An 18,135-nucleotide genomic window follows, 5' to 3' on the forward strand; every position below is an offset into this window, starting at 1 on the left:
TATTTTATCTGTACTAAAAATTACCTAAGTGATAGTATGGACAACAATCAACCTTCTACAATTCAATCCAGTATTCTTGTGGTTGACGATACACCAGATAATGTGAGACTTTTATCTACAATCCTTACTGAAGAAGGATATCAGGTTCGCAAAGCACTGAACGGACAAAGGGCTCTGGCAACAGTACAGGAGTTTCCGCCCACTTTAATTTTGCTAGATGTAATGATGCCCGACATGAATGGATATGAGGTGTGTGAAAAGTTAAAAGCTTCACCACAAACTGCCTCAATTCCAGTGATTTTTTTAAGTGCATTAGATCATGTTTTAGATAAAGTTAAAGCCTTTGAAGTCGGAGGTATTGATTATATTACAAAACCTTTTCAGGATCGGGAAGTGCTGGTACGAGTCGCCAATCAATTAACAATTCAAAATCAGCAACAGCTACTACAAAATCAAACTAAACAACTAGAAGAGTGTGTTAGGCGATTGCAAAACGAAATTCAAGATCGACAACGAGCTGAATTAGCTTTACGCATTGCTCAAAAAAAGTCCGATCATTTATTGCTAAATATTTTACCAGCAGCAATTGTTGAAAACTTGAAAAAGGGCGAGGGTTCGGCTGCTGAGAGATTTGATTCAGCAACAGTTCTTTTTGCAGATATTGTCGATTTTACGTCGATTGCTGCTAGAATTTCACCTTTAGAATTGGTAAATTTACTAAACCAGATTTTTTCAAAATTTGACCAACTAACTGAAAAACACGGTTTGGAGAAAATTAAAACAGTTGGAGATGCTTATATGGTAGCAGGGGGGTTGCCTGTACCCAGAGCCGATCATCTAGAAGCGATCGCGAACATGGCTTTGGATATACAGTCAGCGATCGCTAATTTTCAAACTGATATTGGTCAACCCTTTGAAATTCGGATTGGCATTCATACAGGGCCAGTTGTTGCTGGCGTGATTGGCACAAAAAAATTTACCTACGATTTGTGGGGGGATACAGTTAATGTTGCTTCTCGGATGGAATCTCAAGGATTACCGGGGTACATTCAAGTTACTGCGGCTATTTACGATCGATTAAAAAATCGATATGTATTTGAGGAACGTGGCGCGATCGCTATTAAAGGTAAAGGAGAGATGAACACTTATTGGCTAAAGGGTAAAAAGTGAGGCTTAGGTAATTGGTAATTGGTAATTGGTAATTGGTAAATCGCCTTCAAAGACACAATTAATTTTTAACAGAACTTACGCAAAAGTATGTGTAACGACGCCTTCTAGGCGGTAAAGAAACCGCCTAGAAGGCGGCGTTACCTTAAAGTGTGCGTGAGTGCTAAAGACTAGAGCCACCCTACCCAGATCAATTATCCCCTTAAACGCCCAGACCTGAGCATACTAATAATTAACCACAAACCGAAAAAACTAGCCGCTGCAAACAAAGTATTGCTAAGAAAAGATAACTCAGATGTTTGAGCATTAGCAGAAATAATTGCCGCTCCTACAATCAGCGAACCTACTACAATACTAAAAGAAAGTCGATTCGCAGAATCCCCCAAAGTACGGCGCAAAGGTTCAATATCTTTTAGCGTCAAATTCCACTTCAAAGTTTCCGAAGTAACTCGCTCTAAAAGCACTTCCAACTGCCGGGGAGATTGCAAAGATAGACTCTTAATATCCAAGGCAGTTCTTAGCAGCGCTTGCGTTGGGTCATCTCCAAATAACTGACGACGAAATAAATCTGTCATCAAGGGTTTAATCTGCTCTAACAAGTTAAGTCTGGGATCGAAAGTGCGAGCGACTCCTTCCAAATTAGCTAGAGTTTTGGAATACAAACCTAGGTTACTCGGCAACCTAATTTTATTGTTTCGTGAGAGTTGCATAATCTCATAAAACACTTCAGAAAAATTGATTTGCGACAGACTCACATTGTAATACTTTCGCAGCATTCGAGCATAGTCATTCTCTAGCTGAGCTAAATTTGCCGGCTGAGCTGATTCTGCCATTTGCAAAGTTAATTGACTGCATCGTTGAGCATCTAAATCAACAATTGCTAACAGCATTTCAGTTAAGCTTTGCTGGGTGCGCGGGTCAAGGCGACCAATCATTCCACAATCTAACAGTGCTAATCGTCCGTCTTTCAGATAAAATACATTACCTGGATGGGGATCGGCATGGAAGAAGCCATCGATATAAAATTGCTGAAAGAATGCTCGGCATAAAAGAGTAGTTATTGCTTGGCGTTCAGCTTCTACATCTCCGCCGTAACGATTGCCTTTTAAATCACCCAATAAAATCGGCACGCCGTCGAGCCATTCCATCACCATCAATTTTTTTGTCGTCAACTGCCACTCAATTTTTGGCACAACAATTTGTTTGGCATCAAACCAACGACTTTTAGATAAATTGCGCCGCAGTTCGTCAGTGTAAGTAGCTTCTTGGATGAAGTCAAGTTCTGCCCGGAGAGCGCTGCCAAATTCATCAGCTAAGGCAACAATATCGTACTGTTCGCCGAAGTCTGTAAGCATGACAAGTTCTGCTAAACTTGTGAGCACGGCGATATCTTGCTCAATGGTAATATCAATACCGGGGCGTTGCACTTTTAGGGCGACTTCACGACCATCTTTGAGGGTGGCGCGGTGAGTTTGAGCGATGGAACCGGCTGCGACTGCGAGGGTGTTAATTTTGGCAAAGGTATCTTCTAGAGGTTGTTTGAGTTCTGCACGAATTATCGTTTCTACTTCTGGCCACGATACTGGTGGTACTTCAGCTTGTAAGGTGGAAAGGGTTTCGATATATTCGGCTGGTAAAAGGTCGGGACGAGTGCTGAGTAACTGTCCCAATTTGACGTAGACGGGGCCTAAATCGACGAGGATATTGCGGAGCACTGCTGGAGTTGGCAGAGTGGGGATGTCGGTTTTGCTGCCGCTTAGGAGTCGTTTCATGTAGTCCCAACCGTTGCGGAAGACGACTTCTAGGATTTCTCCTTGGCGCGAACTGTTTTGAACAAGGCTGGAAAACACGGTGCCTCCGAATTTGTCGGGTTAAGCTATATCTACAAGATAGCGCTGGCAAGCAAACTGACCAGTATCTTAAGGAATAATTGCTAATGGCTAATTGCTAATGGCTATCTGAAAAGCTCTGAAAATCTCTTAAGATAGAAGGAACTATAGAAAGGAGAAGAGCTGATGTTAAAGCGTGATTTCCTGATCGAGATGGCTCGCGATCGCGAACTGTCTCCCAATCAAGAACAAATTTTTATCATGCGGTTTGCAGAAGAGAAGGACTATGAAGAGATCGCGATTAAACTGCGAACCTCTTCTGGTGCTTGTCTCAAGCAAATGGGTCAAGTCTACAAAAAGTTTGCAGTCAGTGGCAACCATCGAGGCAAGGAAAACCGCCTGAGAATTTTTTTGCTCAATCAATTTCGTGAGTTAGAGGAGGCAAAAGCTTCTGAAAACCTACCATTACAGAGATTTAGCGACGCTAAATCTGCTGCTGGAAACAGGGGAATCTTAGATGAAAAGATGGAACCGATCGCATTTATCGACAGCTACAAAATCCCCGATCTGATTTCCAATCAAAACAACAGCTACGCATCAAGGTTGAAATTACAGACATTTACTCCTACAAAGCCGCCATCGCTGGCGATCGCAACTCCCCATCAAAATTTACCGGCCCCCGATCGCACCAGCTTTATCGGTCGGGAAACAGAGATGGCTAGACTACTAGAAATGCTATCTGGCGATCGCGAAGTCGGCCTGAGCCATCATACCCCTCAGATCATCAGCGTCAACGGCCTTCCAGGTGTTGGCAAAACCGCACTGGTATTAGAAGCAGCCTATCGTTGTTTGCAAGCCAGCCGCATTCCAGAAGCATATCCCAGCGCTCCCACCTTCGATGCGATTATCTTTACATCCGCCAAGGAAAATTATCTGACATCCGCAGGAATTTTACCCCGACTTCAACGCGATCGCACTTTAGGCGACATTTGCCGCGCGATCGCCCGTACATTAAATCGCCCAGATATCGCCTCAGCCGAACCCCTTCAACAGCTAGACAGCATCAGAGAATGTCTAAGCAAAATACCGACTTTGTTAATATTAGATAACTTAGAAAGTGTCGATAACCAACCAGAAATCCTTTCCTTTTTGTACGACTTACCGCGAACAGTCAAAGTAATAATTACCACCCGCGAGCAAGCTTTATTTGCTCCAATTCAGTTAGAAAGCTTACTCGAAATAGACAGTTCGCAATTGATAGAATACCAAGCCAGAGAAAAAGGCATCGTTCTCGACAGCGAACAGTGCCAAATAATTTATAGAGAAACCAGCGGACTCCCACTAGCAAGTGGTTATCTACTTAATCAATTAGCGTTTGGTTACTCATTATCAGACGTGCTAGAGCGAATTAAAGATAGTTCTAGCGAACTTGCTAAATTTGTATTTAACGGTTCAATTAAATCTTTAGCAGGACAACCATCGCTGAAGTTGCTCATGGCCACAGCGACATTCGATCGACCGGCGACGAGGGAAGCGATCGCTATTGCGGCCGGTATTACTGACTCTGCTAACGTAGCAGACGGTTTAGCAAAACTTCAACAACTCTCGTTACTGAAACAGCAGGATGGGCGTTATTATATGCTTGAGCTGATCCGTAGCTATGCGATCGCACTTTCTAAGACTAATGTAATGTGAACTTGCACTTTTAGGACTTACGCACGGTTTACGTAACGCCGCCATCTTGGCGGTTCCTTCACCGCCAAGATGGCTGCCGTACTGTGATTTTGCGTAAGTCCTAACTTTATTAAACCCCGACTTAAATATTCCCCTTATACTAAATCCGGGTTTGATATCCTCTTTATCATTCGGCGATTGAAATCGCTACTACACAAACGAAGTCCGCCTACGCGGACTAAAGAATAAAGGGGATATTTAAGCCGGATTTGGTATTATTTCTTAGTCCGCGCAGGCGGACTTTGTTTTTATAGTAGCGGTTTCAACCGCCGATATATCTAACTTAATCACCGTGCATCAAGTGATCTTTCGGACTAACCAACTTCAGTAATTTTTGCTTAATTTGAGCCTCGAAAACTTCCCATTTCAACCTAGCATAATCGCTATTTTCATTACCACCCGCAAGAAATCCCGTAGAAATTTCAAAGCCGCCAGCTTGACTTCTTCCTCCACCAAAAAAGCGCCCTTCAGCATCCTGACCAAAAGCTTCCTTCAGAAATTCATCAGGATCTAAAGTAATTTTGCTAGTTCGTAGCGACCCAATTACTAACTCAATTGCCTCATCTTCATCGTGAACAATTCCGTAGACAACTGCGGTGTGAACGTTTTCCTCAGTCACCAGAAAATCAGCCGCCTGGGGAATAGCATCGCGGTCATCATAGCGGAGATAACCGACTCCCGCAATAGAAAAATTATTTTGCACGATCCGATTTTTAAGCGATCGCTCAATCACATCCATCACCCGCTTCGAGCGAGAAGATTGTAACACAGCATTTAATAATTGCGGGTCATAAAAGCCACTCAAATAAGCTGCGGCTAAAAAATCAGCCTCCTCAGCTTGTCGTAGTGCATTTGTATCCGATCGCAAACCGTGCATCAGCGCCGTCGCGCACTTAGCGTGTTGGGTAATATTGCCGTCCAAATTGAGCAATCCAGCTTGCAAATACTGAGTAAAAATGGTAGCTGTAGCGCGGGTTTGAGGGCGCAAATCGGCAAATTCCGAATTCAATTCTCCCTGTAAACTGTGGTGATCGATCGTCGCAGTTACGGGGATACCAGCAGCAACAATCAGCGAAGTTAGCTGGCTTGTAGTACCTTGATTATCGATAAAAACGCAGCCCTGATAAACAGATAAATCTTTAGTTTTTGCCATCTCTAGCGGCCAGCGCTGCAATGGCAACCCCGTGAGTTTAACTAGGGCAATATTTTCTTGGTGACTGAGGGCTCCTGCATAAACTATATCGCAGTCAATATCAAACTGACGAGCAATTAACTTATAAGTCCAAGCACAGGAAAGTGCATCGGGATCTGGGAAATCTTGCAAAATCACCAACTGGCGATCGCCTCTATGTCTTTCCAACGTCTCCCGTAATTCCTCCACTTTTTGAGTATAGGATTCGGTAACAGATCGATCGCGCAAACGGTATCCTTCATTAGCACCATCCGCAGAACGAATGCGCTTTAACTCCGGTACAATTTCGCTAGTACCATCCTCAGAACTAGCATCATCGTTACTAGACATAACTTATGAATTGGTAAAAGTGCAATCGCTCATTTCTTAGCATTGAAAACAACTAATAGCATTCCCCCTCTTCCTTTCTCTTCCCTTCCCCTTCCCCTTCCCCTTCCCCTTCTAATACACAAAACCCCCGCGCTTCCGTGCTCAGGGGTTTCAAAGTCCAATTACATATTTTTGCCATTCTTGGTGCATCCCACTCTTAACGTGCTTAGTCACTTCAAAGTATAGACCACTGTAAGGTTTGCGAGGGGGATACCGCAGGCTCATATTCGCCTCTTTGGGAGTTCGACAGCCTTTTTTAACGTTACAGCGCACACAAGCACTCACGAGGTTTTCCCAACTATCCCCACCGCCTCGCGATCGCGGAACTACATGGTCGAGCGTTAAATCATCCCCCGTATAACCACAATATTGACACGAGTGACCATCTCGGTGCAATATGTTTCGGCGGGTGAGTGGAATATCTTTGTAAGGAACCCGAACATAGTGGCGTAAGCGGATGACAGTTGGCAGGGGGAAACCGGGTGAGATATATTTCCCATTATGCTCTATCTGCTCTGCTTTCCCTTTGAGCAACAAAACAACAGCCCTTCTCCAACTGGTGATGTTGAGGGGTTCGTAAGAGGCGTTCAGCACTAGAACATTGCCCATCGTTGATTGTTAGAGAGAATATTTTACCGATACTAACACAGGTTTGGGACTAGGGATGGGGAAGATGGGGGAGATGTCGAAGATGGGGGGATAGGGAGGATGGGGAGGATGGGGACGAATTCAGGTTGTGTGAAGTCTTACACAAATCTTTAGGAATGGCGATCGCGCTGCGGGAGCTCTTAAGGACTCGCGCTAATTTCTGCTAAAAATTAGATTAAACTTAAGCCATGTTCCATTATACAAATCCTTGCTATACAAAGAAACCGGGTTTCTATGAAAATCCTTCGTTTCCTAACTAGATATCTACGAAGAAACCCGGTTTCTAGCTTCGACGTGCGTAATTCCTGACTATTTTATCACACTGCAACTGGTTGAGAAGATTGAGCCGCAGCAACAGGAATATTATAGCGGGTAGCTATTTCATTAGGCAAATAATCAGTAGCTTTTGCATCAGGAATCTTGGCTAAATAGCAATCACGAACTGCCAACATAAAGCCTTTAATTGCCTCTGGTGAATTTAAGGAATCTGCGCGATCGAGAATTTTCTGCCAATTGCTTTGATTCTTAGCACAAATATCCACTAAATGCAACCCGGCTAAATACTCGGCTACGGGGTCAAGAACAAAACTAATATTGTCTTGGCTAGAACCCTTCCTTTGCAGGATACGGAGTTTGTCTTCCAAATATTTAAGGCGTTCTTCAGTATCCTGTAAATTCAATAGAGACAAAGCATTTAGAGCATCTTTAATCTTGATACTTGTGGGTCGATAAGTGACTTTTAAGCATTCCCAAGCCAACATTTTAGCTATTTCGTGAACTTCGTTATCGCTCAATTTATCCTCTGCCACATCCCGATTAATTTCGTTTAGGTACGACAGCATCAAATCGGGGATATTTTGAGGTAAATTTTCACTTGTATTATTTTCTTTTTTAGCGATTAACAAATCCGCGTAAAGTTTGGCAAATAATACAGTTGTGCTTCTTTCTTGACTGCTGATTCCCTCTAAAAGTTTAGCCAAGTCGCCGCAGGCATAATGAAATTGCGAACCGTTATAAATATCCCCTTTCCCTAGCTTCTCCAAGTATTTCTGCATAAAATCAGATAACTCCGATCCCTCAATTCGCAGCGGGTGAAGCGTGGTTTTATTGGCTTTTCCCAGGCTTGAATCCAGCCGCGAAGTAACAACCAAAGCATTGACGGGAAAATCAGGAGAGTTAGGGAGAATTGCCTTTTGGGTGGCTTCTGACATTTCCGAAAAATGGTCAACAATTACCAGAAGGCGACGCTGTTGTAATAATTGTTTCAGCAGTTCTTCATCAATAGGCTTGGGGAGGTCTGCGATCGATTTTAGTTGACCGTTAATTGCTGTTAAGAAAGAATCTTTGCCCTCGTTTACATTCTTTAGTTCTTCTTCGATTAGTATAGGAATCATCAGATGTTTGCTGAGGCGTTTGTTTTGCTCTGGTTCCATTGCCCAATCTGCAATTTGACAGGCGATGCTAGTTTTGCCGATGCCGCCTTCACCCCAAATCAGGAGACGGATGCGGTTTTTGGTGAAAGTTGACTGCAATTCTGAACCTCGAATTTCAGTTACTTTTTTGTCATCTACTTCAAAGGAAACTGGGATGTAAGTAGCGCGGATTTTGACAGTTTCTTGTGTGGTAAATTGTTGGCGGACTGTTTCGATGTGGGTGGAAACCCAGGCATCTAAGACTCTGGGATGGTAAATGAAAAAACGGATAAAGGTAAGGTCGCGAATCCGTATAGGTGCGCCGCCCCAGGTTTCCGGTAGTTTAAAGTCGTAGGATTTGAGTGCGTTGTTGATTTGCAGTATCCAGAGGGGACGCAGGCGGAGGATTGCAGACCAAAGGGCCGGGAAGAATATCAGGTAAATTATTGCTACTGCTACCCATTTATTCTGGCGAATTAAGTTGAATAAGTGGGCGTTTCTTTTGGCTTTGAGCGCTTCGATGGAGAGGCGTACAGTTGCGATGTCTTCTTTAAAAAACTCAGCTTTAGGGTCTTCTAGGATTTTTAAAGCAGTCTCGAATTGTCGGATGACTTTATCCAATTCTGCTGGGGATAGCGTTTTTGCTTGGTCTTGAATGTTAAGAGCGATTTTCTTTAGAGCAGAGGCAGTATTTCTACGCACGTCTGCATCGGAGTCTTTGAGCAGGGGAATCAACCCAGGTACAGCGGCTTTGGCTTCTGCACCGATGCTCCCCAAGATTTCGGCAACACGCCTACGTAACCCTGCATCGGAGTCTTTGAGCAGGGGAATCAATGCAGGTACAGCAGCTTTGGCTTCTGCACCGATGTTCACCAAAGCATAGGCAGCACTCAAATGCACCTCTACCTCTGGATGGAAATCTTTGAGCAGGGGAATTAACGCAGGTACAGCAGCTTTGGCTTCTGCACCGATGTTCGCCAAAGCATAGGAAGCACGGTTACGTACCTCTGCATTGGAGTCTTTAAGCAAGGGAATCAAGGCAGATACAACTGTTTTGGCTTCTACACCGATACTCCCCAAAGTAGAGGCAACACTCCAACGCACCTCTGCATTGGAGTCTTTAAGCAAGGGAATCAAGGCAGATACAACTGTTTTGGCTTCTGCATCAATACTCCCCAAGGCAGAGGCAACACTCCTACGCACGTCTGCATTGGAGTCTTTGAGCAGGGGAATCAACTTAGGTACAGTGGCTTTGGCTTCACCGATTCTCCCCAAGGCAATGGCAGCACTTCTACGCACCTCTGCATTGGAGTCTTTGAGCAGGGAAATCAACGCAGGTACAGCAGTTTTCGCTTCTGCACCGATGTTTCCCAAAGCTTCGGCAGCACTGCTAAGAACGTTTGCATCGGAGTCTTTGAGCAGGGGAATCAACGCAGATACAACTGTTTTGGCTTCTGGTGATTTTTCCCAATTAGAATATGTAATTCTGGTAGAATCTATAATTATGGCTAACACATTAGCAGCGCGACGGCGAATTTGCACATCTGAGTCTTTCAAGGCTTGAACAAGGGCAGGAATAGCTGGCTTACCAATTTTCCCTAGAACCTCGCCAGCACTCCGTCTGACTAGCAAATTCTTATCCCCCAAGGCTTGAATCAGAGCAGGAATAGCTGGCTCACCAATTTTGCGTAGCTTCTCAATGGCCGCATTCAGTTCCCTTTCATCATTGCTCTTTAACTTCGCAATCAGCGGGGCAATCTCTGTAGTCGCGACTTCTGGCTTGCGGTTTTCCAGGGCCAAGGCATTAGCGCTCAAAAGTAACGGCGCACCGCAAGACAAGAGAGTGAAAGTCAGTATAGCAGCGAGTTTTTGTGGGTAATGCTTAGTCATTTTAGTATAAACCGTTCACCTGCTGAACATTCTCAGCGATCGGGATAAAAATATCTACATTTTCATCAAACTGGTTTTCGGAATCCCGAAGTTAAATTTTAGGTATGTAGTTGCGCTTCAGCGCTCTTTATGTATGCCTATGAAAGAGCGCTAAAGCGCAACAACGTACCTAATTATAACCTTTGGATCATCAGGCATTTGCGCCCAAGCATTGGAAATTTCTTAGCTTGCCGGCTGTTCAATTCTTAGGATAACTCTGTGTTCTCCGGGGATAATATCTGAAGGAAGTTGTGCTGTCAGTTGACCATCGGCTGTAATTATAGCTTGCGTTTCTACAATTCTCATGGTCACATATTTTTCGCCATCTTTGCTTTTAACTTTGACAACTACTGGCTGTTGGCCGTCACTGAGATTCGGGAGGTAATGTTTACCTCTTACTCCTTTACTAAAATCATATTCTGGTTCCATTTCCCAGTCATCTACTATTTCTGAGTTTGGGTTGGGATTAGATACCTTGCTCATAGCTTCTCCTTTCATGCTTTGTAGGTATTCTAGCACTAATAATCCGAATAGTATCGCCGCGATATGTGTAAGCAACCACTAGCAAGCGTTCTTTGTTTGAATAGCCAATGGTTAAATAGCGATCTTCCTCTAGGGAATGGATCTCATCATAAATTGTAATCAGAAACGGATCGTCAAAAATTGTCGCCGCTTCATCAAAATCAATCCCGTGTTTACTCTGATTGGTTCTGGCTTTGTCATTATCCCAGTCAAAGTTAGTTGTCATTACAAGTAATGATGGCTGTCATAGAATATCCTCAAAATTCAAGTTAGCATCTATATTAATTTATCCCAAGCTATCTCTAATTGACAACTAAGTAGCTCGACCTAATTAAAGGGTGGACAGATAAATCCGTCCACCCAACTACCTACTTAGCCACAGGTTCCTTAGCTAAAAACTTCTCCAATTCTGTCAAAGCATCAGCATCAACCTTAGTCTGCATCGGACAAAACTTAGGCCCACACATCGAACAGAATTCAGCAGTTTTATAGATATCTGCCGGCAAAGTTTCATCGTGATATTCCCGTGCGCGTTCGGGGTCTAAAGACAACTCAAATTGACGATTCCAATCGAAATTGTAACGCGCCTTCGAGAGTTCATCATCCCTGTCGCGAGCACCATGTCGATGACGGGCAATATCCGCCGCATGAGCTGCTATCTTATAAGCAATTAACCCATTTCGGACATCCTCAGCATTCGGTAAACCCAAATGTTCTTTGGGTGTTACATAGCACAACATCGCCGTACCATACCAACCCGCCATCGCCGCACCAATCGCAGAGGTAATATGGTCATATCCCGGTGCAATATCTGTTACTAATGGCCCCAAAACATAGAAAGGTGCTTCCGAACACTCTTCCATCTGTTTCTTAACATTAAACTCAATTTGATCCATCGGTACATGGCCGGGCCCTTCTACCATCACCTGTACATCATGTTCCCAAGCTTTGCGAGTTAAATTCCCCAAAGTTTTGAGTTCAGCTAATTGCGCTTCATCAGAAGCATCGTGAGTGCAACCAGGACGCAAAGAATCACCTAAACTAAAAGAAACATCGTATTTCTTAAAGATTTCAATGATATCATTGAAATGAGTGTAAAGGGGATTTTGCTTGTGATAATGCAACATCCAACGCGCCAAAATACCACCGCCGCGAGACACAATCCCAGTAATCCGATTTCTCACCAAAGGTAAATGTTCAATCAAAATACCCGCGTGGATAGTTTGATAATCTACCCCTTGCTGAGCGTGTTTTTCGATGATATGCAGAAAGTCATCGGCGGTCAAATTTTCAATTGTTCCGTGTACGCTTTCCAGTGCTTGATAAACAGGAACCGTACCGATAGGAACCGGTGAAGCCTTGATAATTGCCGTGCGAATTTCATCCAAATTACCGCCGCCAGTGGACAAGTCCATGACGGTATCAGCACCATATTTGACAGCTAATTTCAGCTTGTCAACTTCTTCTTGAAGATTGGAAGAATTAGGCGATGCACCGATATTAGCATTGACCTTGCACTTAGAGGCAATCCCAATCGCCATCGGTTCTAAATTGGTGTGATTAATGTTAGCGGGAATAATCATTCTTCCCCGCGCCACTTCTTCACGAATCAAATCCGCTGGGAGATTTTCCCGCTTGGCGACATACTGCATTTCTTCAGTAATGACACCTTGACGAGCATAGTGCATTTGACTAACATTACTATGCCCCTGCCGTTTGGCGATCCATTCGCTACGCATATTCTATTTCCTCGATAAACAGCTTCCCTCCGCTGGTATTACCCAGACTCAGGTTCTAAGGGTGTTTCTCAGCCCAAATATTTGGGCACCCCTAGCTTAGGCTGTTAATTGTATCACTCTTATATGGCTAAATGAGAGGTCGTAAGGAAATCTTAATGAGGTGGGAGGGAGTGCGATCGCGCTTGACGATTATTCTATGAATTATGCTTTAATTCTCATTAACTTGACTTATTCAGGAATTACGCACGATTACGTAACGCCGCCTTCTAGGCGGTAAAGATACCGCCTAGAAGGCGGCGTTACGGATAGTTTTGCGTAAGTCCTGTTATTGAAAATTTTGCGATCGCACCCGATTTTACCTATACTACTCAAATGACTTAACCCAAAATCAAATCAACACTCACATTAAAATCAGGAAAAGCCAAGGGTGAAACCATTTCTCCCCGTTCAAACCTTTGCATAAAACCATAACCATTAACCGTAGGTAAACGGTAAACTTCTAAACAATCATCCTCCAGATTCCACAGCCAAACTTCTTGAATCCCAGAACGAGCATAATTAGGTACTTTTACATCCCGATCGAAATCAATCGTACTATCAGAAACCTCTATCAAAAGCAATACTTCAGACGGCCTTGGATGCGCCGTAGCATAATAATCAGCGCGAGGTTGTAGCAATACCACATCTGGCTGAGGTTCAGTTCTTTCTGTCAACTGAATTGGGTCTTGAACACCTACAATTGCACGTCCTCTCTCCAAATCAGAGAACACAGCAATCAGGCGCTTTACACAACTTGCATGACGAGTTCCAATGGCTGCCATTTCAATAATTTCTCCTTCTATTAATTCCACTCGGTCATTATTTGCAAAAACACCCGCCTCAATCATTAGGTGATATTCTTGGACTGTAAATAGCCGTCTTTGCATCTGAACAGACATAATTATTCTCCTGTTTCAGTATTTAATCTGATTTTAACATTGTTGCCAGTAATATGCAACCTACAACTGGTTAATTTACCTAACCCAATATCCAATCAACACTCACTTCAAAATCAGGAAAAGCTAACGGCGAAACCATTTCTCCCCGTTCAAACCTTTGCATAAAGCCATAACCATTAACCGTAGGTAAACGGTAAACTTCTAAACAATTATCCTCAAGATTCCATAACCAAACTTCTTGAATCCCAGAACGAGCATAATTAGGTACTTTCACATCGCGATCGAAATCAATAGTGCTATCAGAAACCTCTATCAAAAGCAAAATTTCAGACGGCCTTGGATGCGCTGTTGCGTAGTAATCAGCACGAGGTTGTAGTAATACCACATCTGGCTGAGGCTCATTTCTTTCTGTTAACTGAATTGGGTTTTGGATAGCAAAAGTAGCCATATCTTCGGGAATCAAACTGAATCGCCGTGCGAGGCGGTTTACACAACTTGCATGACGAGTTCCGATTGCTGCCATTTCAATAATTTCTCCTTCTATGAGTTCCACCCGTTCATTATTACCAAAAATACCAGCTTCACCCATTAGGTGATATTCTTGTACTGTGAACAGCCGTCTTTGCATCTGAACAGACATAACTATTCTCCTTTTTAAGCAGTTAGCATAACTTTACCATTTTTTCATGTAATATTCAACCTATTGTATTGATAAAGTACAACAGGCAATAGATAATAAAATTCTTGATCTAGATTGCAATTATGTGATAACTTAAAAAAAAATTCCCTCGTTACCAGTTTATGAAAAAATCACACCTCTTTCTAGCCACTCTCACTTCCCTCATCATGGTTATAGGAATTAGTGGCAAGGCTTTGCTACAACCAGTACCTCCTCTTCCACCTCCGCCTCAAAAGTCTGCACCGCCGAGCCCAAAACCCAGTCGGAAACCCTCATTACCGAGTGAGAAAGCGGCATTACCAGATCCAAATGCCCTACTAGATATAGTATCAAATTTCGTCATCAAAAAATACCAAAGCACTTCCTGTCAAGAGTTAGCCAAAATGAAACCCCAGGCCAACAGGAGTTCGTCAACTTCCGGCACACCAGAAGCAGTTGTCCAGGCGAAGGCTATTGAAATGTTGCGGCAGAATCCTGAGATGCGGAAGAAATTTATCAATCGAGTCGCAGGGCCAATTGCCAATAAGATGTTCGAGTGCAAATTCATTCCCTAAAGAGGAGGAATCCATGAAAAAATCTCATCTATTGTTTCTAGGCACTTTAACTTCTATGGCAATAGTTGTAAGTTCCTGCCAAAACACATCCAAAGAATCTTTGTTAGACATAGCGGCTAATTTCGCCATCGAAAAATACCAAAAAGCTTCCTGTGAAGAAGTCGCCCAGATGCAACCTCAGTCTCAGTCTACAACCGGTTCACAAACTGACGCAGGGAAAAAAGCGGATCTCCAGGCAAAAGCCATCGAAATGTTGCAGAAAGATCCTGAGATGCGTGAGAAATTTATCAATCGAGTCGCAGGGCCAATTGCCAATAAAATGTTTGAATGTAATCTAATTCCCTAGCTTTCTATTTTTATCTTTCCCCCAAACTCTTGTAGGGGCAATCCCCCTGTGGTTGCCCCGTAATTGTTTCGGGCAGGCACGGGGGCACTGCCCCTACAGAAAACTTCCTATTTAAACAATAAAAAACCACCCCAAACGAGGTGGCATATAAACAAAATCTGGAAATAAAAGACACTAAAACAAGAAAAGTAAACTACTAACAATGCAGGTTTTACTAATAGCAAGGCAGGCATTGCCCACCCTACTAATAGCCTTAGAGTAAAGTAAGCGCTACTGACGCTGGAGCACCGATGGAACCGGGGCCAAAACCTAAGTTGACAGTTCCAGCAGTAAGAAGGGGATTGTTAGCAATCGAAAGGGTAACGCTAGTCTGGCCGGGGTTAAAGTTCACCGTACCACCGTTGATATTAGAAGTACCAGCAGGGTTGGTAATCGTGTAATCCAAAGTATTAATCGGTTGACCGCCGCCTGGTGCAGCAATCAGATAGTCAATTGATGCAGAAACCGTAGTGTTACCAGTGCGGTTAATTGTAAAAGTTCCAGAGGCACTGTCAGCAACGGAAGTACCCGGCCCATAAGAGAAGAAAGTCGTCGGTGCAGCGTTACTGTCTAAGATAGTCAGCACTGCTGTTGACGGACTAGCTAGAGTACCACCAGCCAGGAATAGGTTCACAGTCTCATTAGGTTCGATCAAACTGTCAAATAGAGTCTGAACTGGGACTTGTACGCTAGCTTGTCCAGCACTAAAGGACACTGCTTGAGCCACAGGATTGTAATCACCAGGAGATGAAGCAGTACCGTCAGTAGAGCTCAACAGAATGGTTGCTGGCTGTGTAAGGTCGCCGGTACGAGTAATTGTAATGGGAGCAGTTTGACCTTCATTGACGCTGTAGCTCGCCGCACTGAATGAAAAGACACTAGGGCCAGTAGTCGTAGTTGGAGTCGGTGTCGGCGTTGTCCCTGGAGTCGGAGTTGGAGTCGGAGTTGGAGTCGGCGCAACATCATTAATCGTCAAAGTTGCCGGATTGCTGCCCACAGTACCGCCACTAAGCACCAAGTTCACAGTTTCCGGCCCTTCAGTTAGGCTATCAGTCAAAGCCGGAACAGTGAAGCTGGCGCTATTTTGTCCAGCCGCAAAATTCAAGGAACCCGCAGCAACCGTGTAGTCAGGCGCAGTCCCGCTAGAAGTAGCCGAACCATCAACAGTAGCGTAATTAATCGTCGCCGCCGCAGTACCACCCGTGCGAGTTACTGTAATCGTAGCTTGGCCACCTTCATTCACAGTGTAATTAGTCTGACTGAACTGGAAAACACTGGTTGGAGTCGGAGTTGGAGTCGGAGGAGTAGGAGTTACCCCTGTTCCACCATCAAAAATCGTCAGCGTTGCGGGATTAACAGTACCGACATTGCCATTGTTCAGGAAGACATTTACCGTCTCAGACCCTTCACTCAGAGTATCAGTGATAGTCGGGATGCTGAAAGTAGCGCTAGTTTGACCGGCCGCAAAGTTCAGCGTGCCAGTAGTTGGGGTATAGTCCGCAGGAGAAGAAGCCGAACCGTCAACAGTACCGTAGCCAATAGTTGCAGCAGTCGAAGTATCGCCCGTCCGCAGAACTGTCACCGTACCGGCAGTACCTTCAGGAGTAGAGTAATTACTGGTACTAAAGCTGAAAATACTTGAAGCAGTGGTTCCCGGCGTAGGTGTAGGCGTAGGGCTAACTGTAGTTGCCTGGTCGGAAATAAACAAGTTAGACGCAGGCAGAGTACCCAGGGTTGCGCCACCAGTTGGAGTCTGAAGTTGCAGGATTGCCGTCTCAGTTCCCTCAGCTATGCCATCAGCCGTGAGACTAAAACTAATTTGGGCCGAAGTCTGTCCGCTGGCGAAATTAACTGTCAGAGGTTGGGCAACTGTAAAGTCATTCAGACTGGCCTGACCATTACTTCCCCCCGGAGCAACGGTATAGTTAACTGATACAGCACCTTGGCTACCACCAGTACGGAAAACATCAACACTCACAGTGCTACCCTCTGTACCGCTGTAAGTAGGCTGACCGAAGTTCAAAATACCAGGGCCAGAAGTCCCTGTTGGTGTCGGCGTTGGAGTAGGTGTCGGTGTTGGGGTTGGTGTTGGCGTTCCGACTGACTGGAACCAGGCGGGATTCGCGCTCAGTTGAGCAGCGGTAAAACCTACCATATTGACTAGATACTCGCCAGTACCGACATCGCGAACTAGGGTGTTGCCGATGCTGATGCCGTTAAAGCCTGTGCCATCGATGAACTGAAGGTCGCTAAATTGCAAGCCACCAAACAACTGGATAATATCGTTGCCGTTGGTGCGAAAATCGGTAATTAAGTCAGCATCGGAGACAGTAGGGCCGCCAGTCGTAGCAGTAATTTTACCGTCGCCAACTCGCCCGATTCCGAAAATGTCACTGCCACCACCCCCACTCATAGTATCGGAACCAAGGTCGCCGTAGAGGATGTCATCTCCAAGGTCGCCCAGGATCAGGTCGTTGTTTTTGCCGCCATACATCGTATCGTTGTCTTTGCCACCGAAGATGGTGTCGTTGCCGTCGTTACCAAAGACGCTATCGTTACCGATGTCGCCCCTAACTAAGTCAGCGCCTTTACCGCCGTAAACTTGGTCATCATCTTTACCGCCGTAGACTGTATCGCTACCGTCGTTACCGTTACCAATGTCATTGCCGGGGCCAGCGAAGATTAGGTCATTTCCATCTATGGCATTGAGAACGTCATTGCCATCAAGGCCGTTAAGGGTGTCATCACCGATTAATTCAAGTAGAGAGATTGTCCTACCGTCAGATAGATTTCCGGGAAGAACATCTGGGCCGAGAGTACCATTTATATTGGGCATTTTGTGAACTCCACAGGTTAGTTATTTTGACTTTGGTAGAAGCACCTGTAGAGATTTATCTGGGAATGTCTTGAGCTTAAATTAAGAGGCTCTGGAATTATTTGTTCCATTTCTACTTTAGAAGTAATGGTGCCGAAAAGGTTCCTGAATAAGTGGATCTTTTCAAAGCAGTAACGCCGCCCTCTGGGCGGTAATTTGACCG

General features: G+C 44.4%; 14 protein-coding genes and 1 riboswitch. Of the genes, 4 read left to right on the forward strand and 10 right to left on the reverse strand.

The window, feature by feature from the left end; all coding sequences use genetic code 11:
- Positions 1 to 36: 36 nt before the first annotated feature.
- The gene (locus PY364_RS05020) at positions 37 to 1,170 is read left to right on the forward strand and encodes an adenylate/guanylate cyclase domain-containing protein (RefSeq protein WP_275521057.1); all 1,134 of its coding nucleotides are present in this window, start codon (positions 37 to 39) and stop codon (positions 1,168 to 1,170) included.
- Positions 1,171 to 1,361: 191 nt separating this feature from the next.
- Here the strand turns inward: PY364_RS05020 and PY364_RS05025 are convergent, their stop codons facing one another.
- Positions 1,362 to 3,017, reverse strand: a complete 1,656-nt coding sequence (locus PY364_RS05025) for an AarF/ABC1/UbiB kinase family protein (RefSeq protein ID WP_275521058.1) — start codon at positions 3,015 to 3,017, stop codon at positions 1,362 to 1,364.
- Positions 3,018 to 3,182: 165 nt separating this feature from the next.
- Between PY364_RS05025 and PY364_RS05030 the strand changes: the two genes are divergently transcribed.
- Positions 3,183 to 4,691: an AAA family ATPase gene (locus PY364_RS05030; RefSeq protein WP_275521059.1), complete on the forward strand. Its 1,509-nt coding sequence runs from the start codon at positions 3,183 to 3,185 to the stop codon at positions 4,689 to 4,691.
- Between the two features lie 322 nt (positions 4,692 to 5,013).
- On the opposite strand, the gene PY364_RS05035 is transcribed toward PY364_RS05030, so the two are convergent.
- The 8 genes from PY364_RS05035 to PY364_RS05070 all read right to left on the reverse strand — a co-directional run bounded on the left by PY364_RS05035 (position 5,014) and on the right by PY364_RS05070 (position 14,119).
- Positions 5,014 to 6,252 (reverse strand): bifunctional oligoribonuclease/PAP phosphatase NrnA, encoded by a 1,239-nt coding sequence (locus PY364_RS05035; protein WP_275521060.1) that lies wholly within the window; start codon positions 6,250 to 6,252, stop codon positions 5,014 to 5,016.
- Positions 6,253 to 6,402: 150 nt separating this feature from the next.
- The gene (locus PY364_RS05040; RefSeq protein ID WP_275521061.1) at positions 6,403 to 6,900 is read right to left on the reverse strand and encodes an HNH endonuclease; all 498 of its coding nucleotides are present in this window, start codon (positions 6,898 to 6,900) and stop codon (positions 6,403 to 6,405) included.
- Between the two features lie 356 nt (positions 6,901 to 7,256).
- Positions 7,257 to 10,241 (reverse strand): HEAT repeat domain-containing protein, encoded by a 2,985-nt coding sequence (locus tag PY364_RS05045; RefSeq protein ID WP_275521062.1) that lies wholly within the window; start codon positions 10,239 to 10,241, stop codon positions 7,257 to 7,259.
- Positions 10,242 to 10,463: 222 nt separating this feature from the next.
- On the reverse strand, positions 10,464 to 10,763 hold the full coding sequence (locus PY364_RS05050; RefSeq protein ID WP_275521063.1) for a hypothetical protein: 300 nt from the start codon (positions 10,761 to 10,763) through the stop codon (positions 10,464 to 10,466).
- Positions 10,747 to 11,028 carry a BrnT family toxin gene (locus tag PY364_RS05055; protein ID WP_275521064.1) on the reverse strand — a complete coding sequence of 94 codons (282 nt, stop codon included), beginning with the start codon at positions 11,026 to 11,028 and terminating at the stop codon, positions 10,747 to 10,749. The genes PY364_RS05050 and PY364_RS05055 overlap by 17 nt, the downstream gene beginning before the upstream one ends.
- A 142-nt stretch (positions 11,029 to 11,170) precedes the next feature.
- Complete coding sequence (gene thiC, locus PY364_RS05060) at positions 11,171 to 12,541, reverse strand: phosphomethylpyrimidine synthase (protein ID WP_275521065.1); 1,371 nt, start codon at positions 12,539 to 12,541, stop codon at positions 11,171 to 11,173.
- 7 nt (positions 12,542 to 12,548) lie between these two features.
- A riboswitch (TPP riboswitch) is annotated at positions 12,549 to 12,644 on the reverse strand.
- A gap of 274 nt (positions 12,645 to 12,918) precedes the next feature.
- Positions 12,919 to 13,479 carry a Uma2 family endonuclease gene (locus tag PY364_RS05065; protein WP_275521066.1) on the reverse strand — a complete coding sequence of 187 codons (561 nt, stop codon included), beginning with the start codon at positions 13,477 to 13,479 and terminating at the stop codon, positions 12,919 to 12,921.
- A gap of 79 nt (positions 13,480 to 13,558) precedes the next feature.
- Complete coding sequence (locus PY364_RS05070) at positions 13,559 to 14,119, reverse strand: Uma2 family endonuclease (protein WP_275521067.1); 561 nt, start codon at positions 14,117 to 14,119, stop codon at positions 13,559 to 13,561.
- 161 nt (positions 14,120 to 14,280) lie between these two features.
- Between PY364_RS05070 and PY364_RS05075 the strand changes: the two genes are divergently transcribed.
- A complete protein-coding gene (locus tag PY364_RS05075; protein ID WP_275521068.1) occupies positions 14,281 to 14,712 on the forward strand; it encodes a hypothetical protein in 432 nt (143 codons plus the stop codon).
- 13 nt (positions 14,713 to 14,725) lie between these two features.
- Positions 14,726 to 15,058, forward strand: coding sequence for a hypothetical protein (locus PY364_RS05080; protein WP_275521069.1), 333 nt, complete (start codon positions 14,726 to 14,728; stop codon positions 15,056 to 15,058).
- A gap of 253 nt (positions 15,059 to 15,311) precedes the next feature.
- Here PY364_RS05080 and PY364_RS05085 read toward each other — a convergent pair whose 3' ends face one another.
- On the reverse strand, positions 15,312 to 17,933 hold the full coding sequence (locus PY364_RS05085) for a Calx-beta domain-containing protein (RefSeq protein WP_275521070.1): 2,622 nt from the start codon (positions 17,931 to 17,933) through the stop codon (positions 15,312 to 15,314).
- Between the last annotated feature and the right edge of the window lie 202 nt (positions 17,934 to 18,135).

It is taken from the genome of Kamptonema sp. UHCC 0994, from assembly GCF_029167235.1.
GTDB lineage: Bacteria > Cyanobacteriota > Cyanobacteriia > Cyanobacteriales > Microcoleaceae > Kamptonema.

Bases quoted from the DNA above. Each gene is read 5' to 3' on its own strand.
- PY364_RS05020 (WP_275521057.1), top strand. From the start codon at position 37: ATGGACAACAATCAACCTTCTACAATTCAATCCAGTATTCTTGTGGTT.
- PY364_RS05030 (WP_275521059.1), top strand. From the start codon at position 3,183: ATGTTAAAGCGTGATTTCCTGATCGAGATGGCTCGCGATCGCGAACTG.
- PY364_RS05035 (WP_275521060.1), bottom strand. From the start codon at position 6,252: ATGTCTAGTAACGATGATGCTAGTTCTGAGGATGGTACTAGCGAAATT.
- PY364_RS05040 (WP_275521061.1), bottom strand. From the start codon at position 6,900: ATGGGCAATGTTCTAGTGCTGAACGCCTCTTACGAACCCCTCAACATC.
- PY364_RS05045 (WP_275521062.1), bottom strand. From the start codon at position 10,241: ATGACTAAGCATTACCCACAAAAACTCGCTGCTATACTGACTTTCACT.
- PY364_RS05050 (WP_275521063.1), bottom strand. From the start codon at position 10,763: ATGAGCAAGGTATCTAATCCCAACCCAAACTCAGAAATAGTAGATGAC.
- PY364_RS05055 (WP_275521064.1), bottom strand. From the start codon at position 11,028: ATGACAACTAACTTTGACTGGGATAATGACAAAGCCAGAACCAATCAG.
- thiC (WP_275521065.1), bottom strand. From the start codon at position 12,541: ATGCGTAGCGAATGGATCGCCAAACGGCAGGGGCATAGTAATGTTAGT.
- PY364_RS05065 (WP_275521066.1), bottom strand. From the start codon at position 13,479: ATGTCTGTTCAGATGCAAAGACGGCTATTTACAGTCCAAGAATATCAC.
- PY364_RS05070 (WP_275521067.1), bottom strand. From the start codon at position 14,119: ATGTCTGTTCAGATGCAAAGACGGCTGTTCACAGTACAAGAATATCAC.
- PY364_RS05075 (WP_275521068.1), top strand. From the start codon at position 14,281: ATGAAAAAATCACACCTCTTTCTAGCCACTCTCACTTCCCTCATCATG.
- PY364_RS05080 (WP_275521069.1), top strand. From the start codon at position 14,726: ATGAAAAAATCTCATCTATTGTTTCTAGGCACTTTAACTTCTATGGCA.
- PY364_RS05085 (WP_275521070.1), bottom strand. From the start codon at position 17,933: ATGCCCAATATAAATGGTACTCTCGGCCCAGATGTTCTTCCCGGAAAT.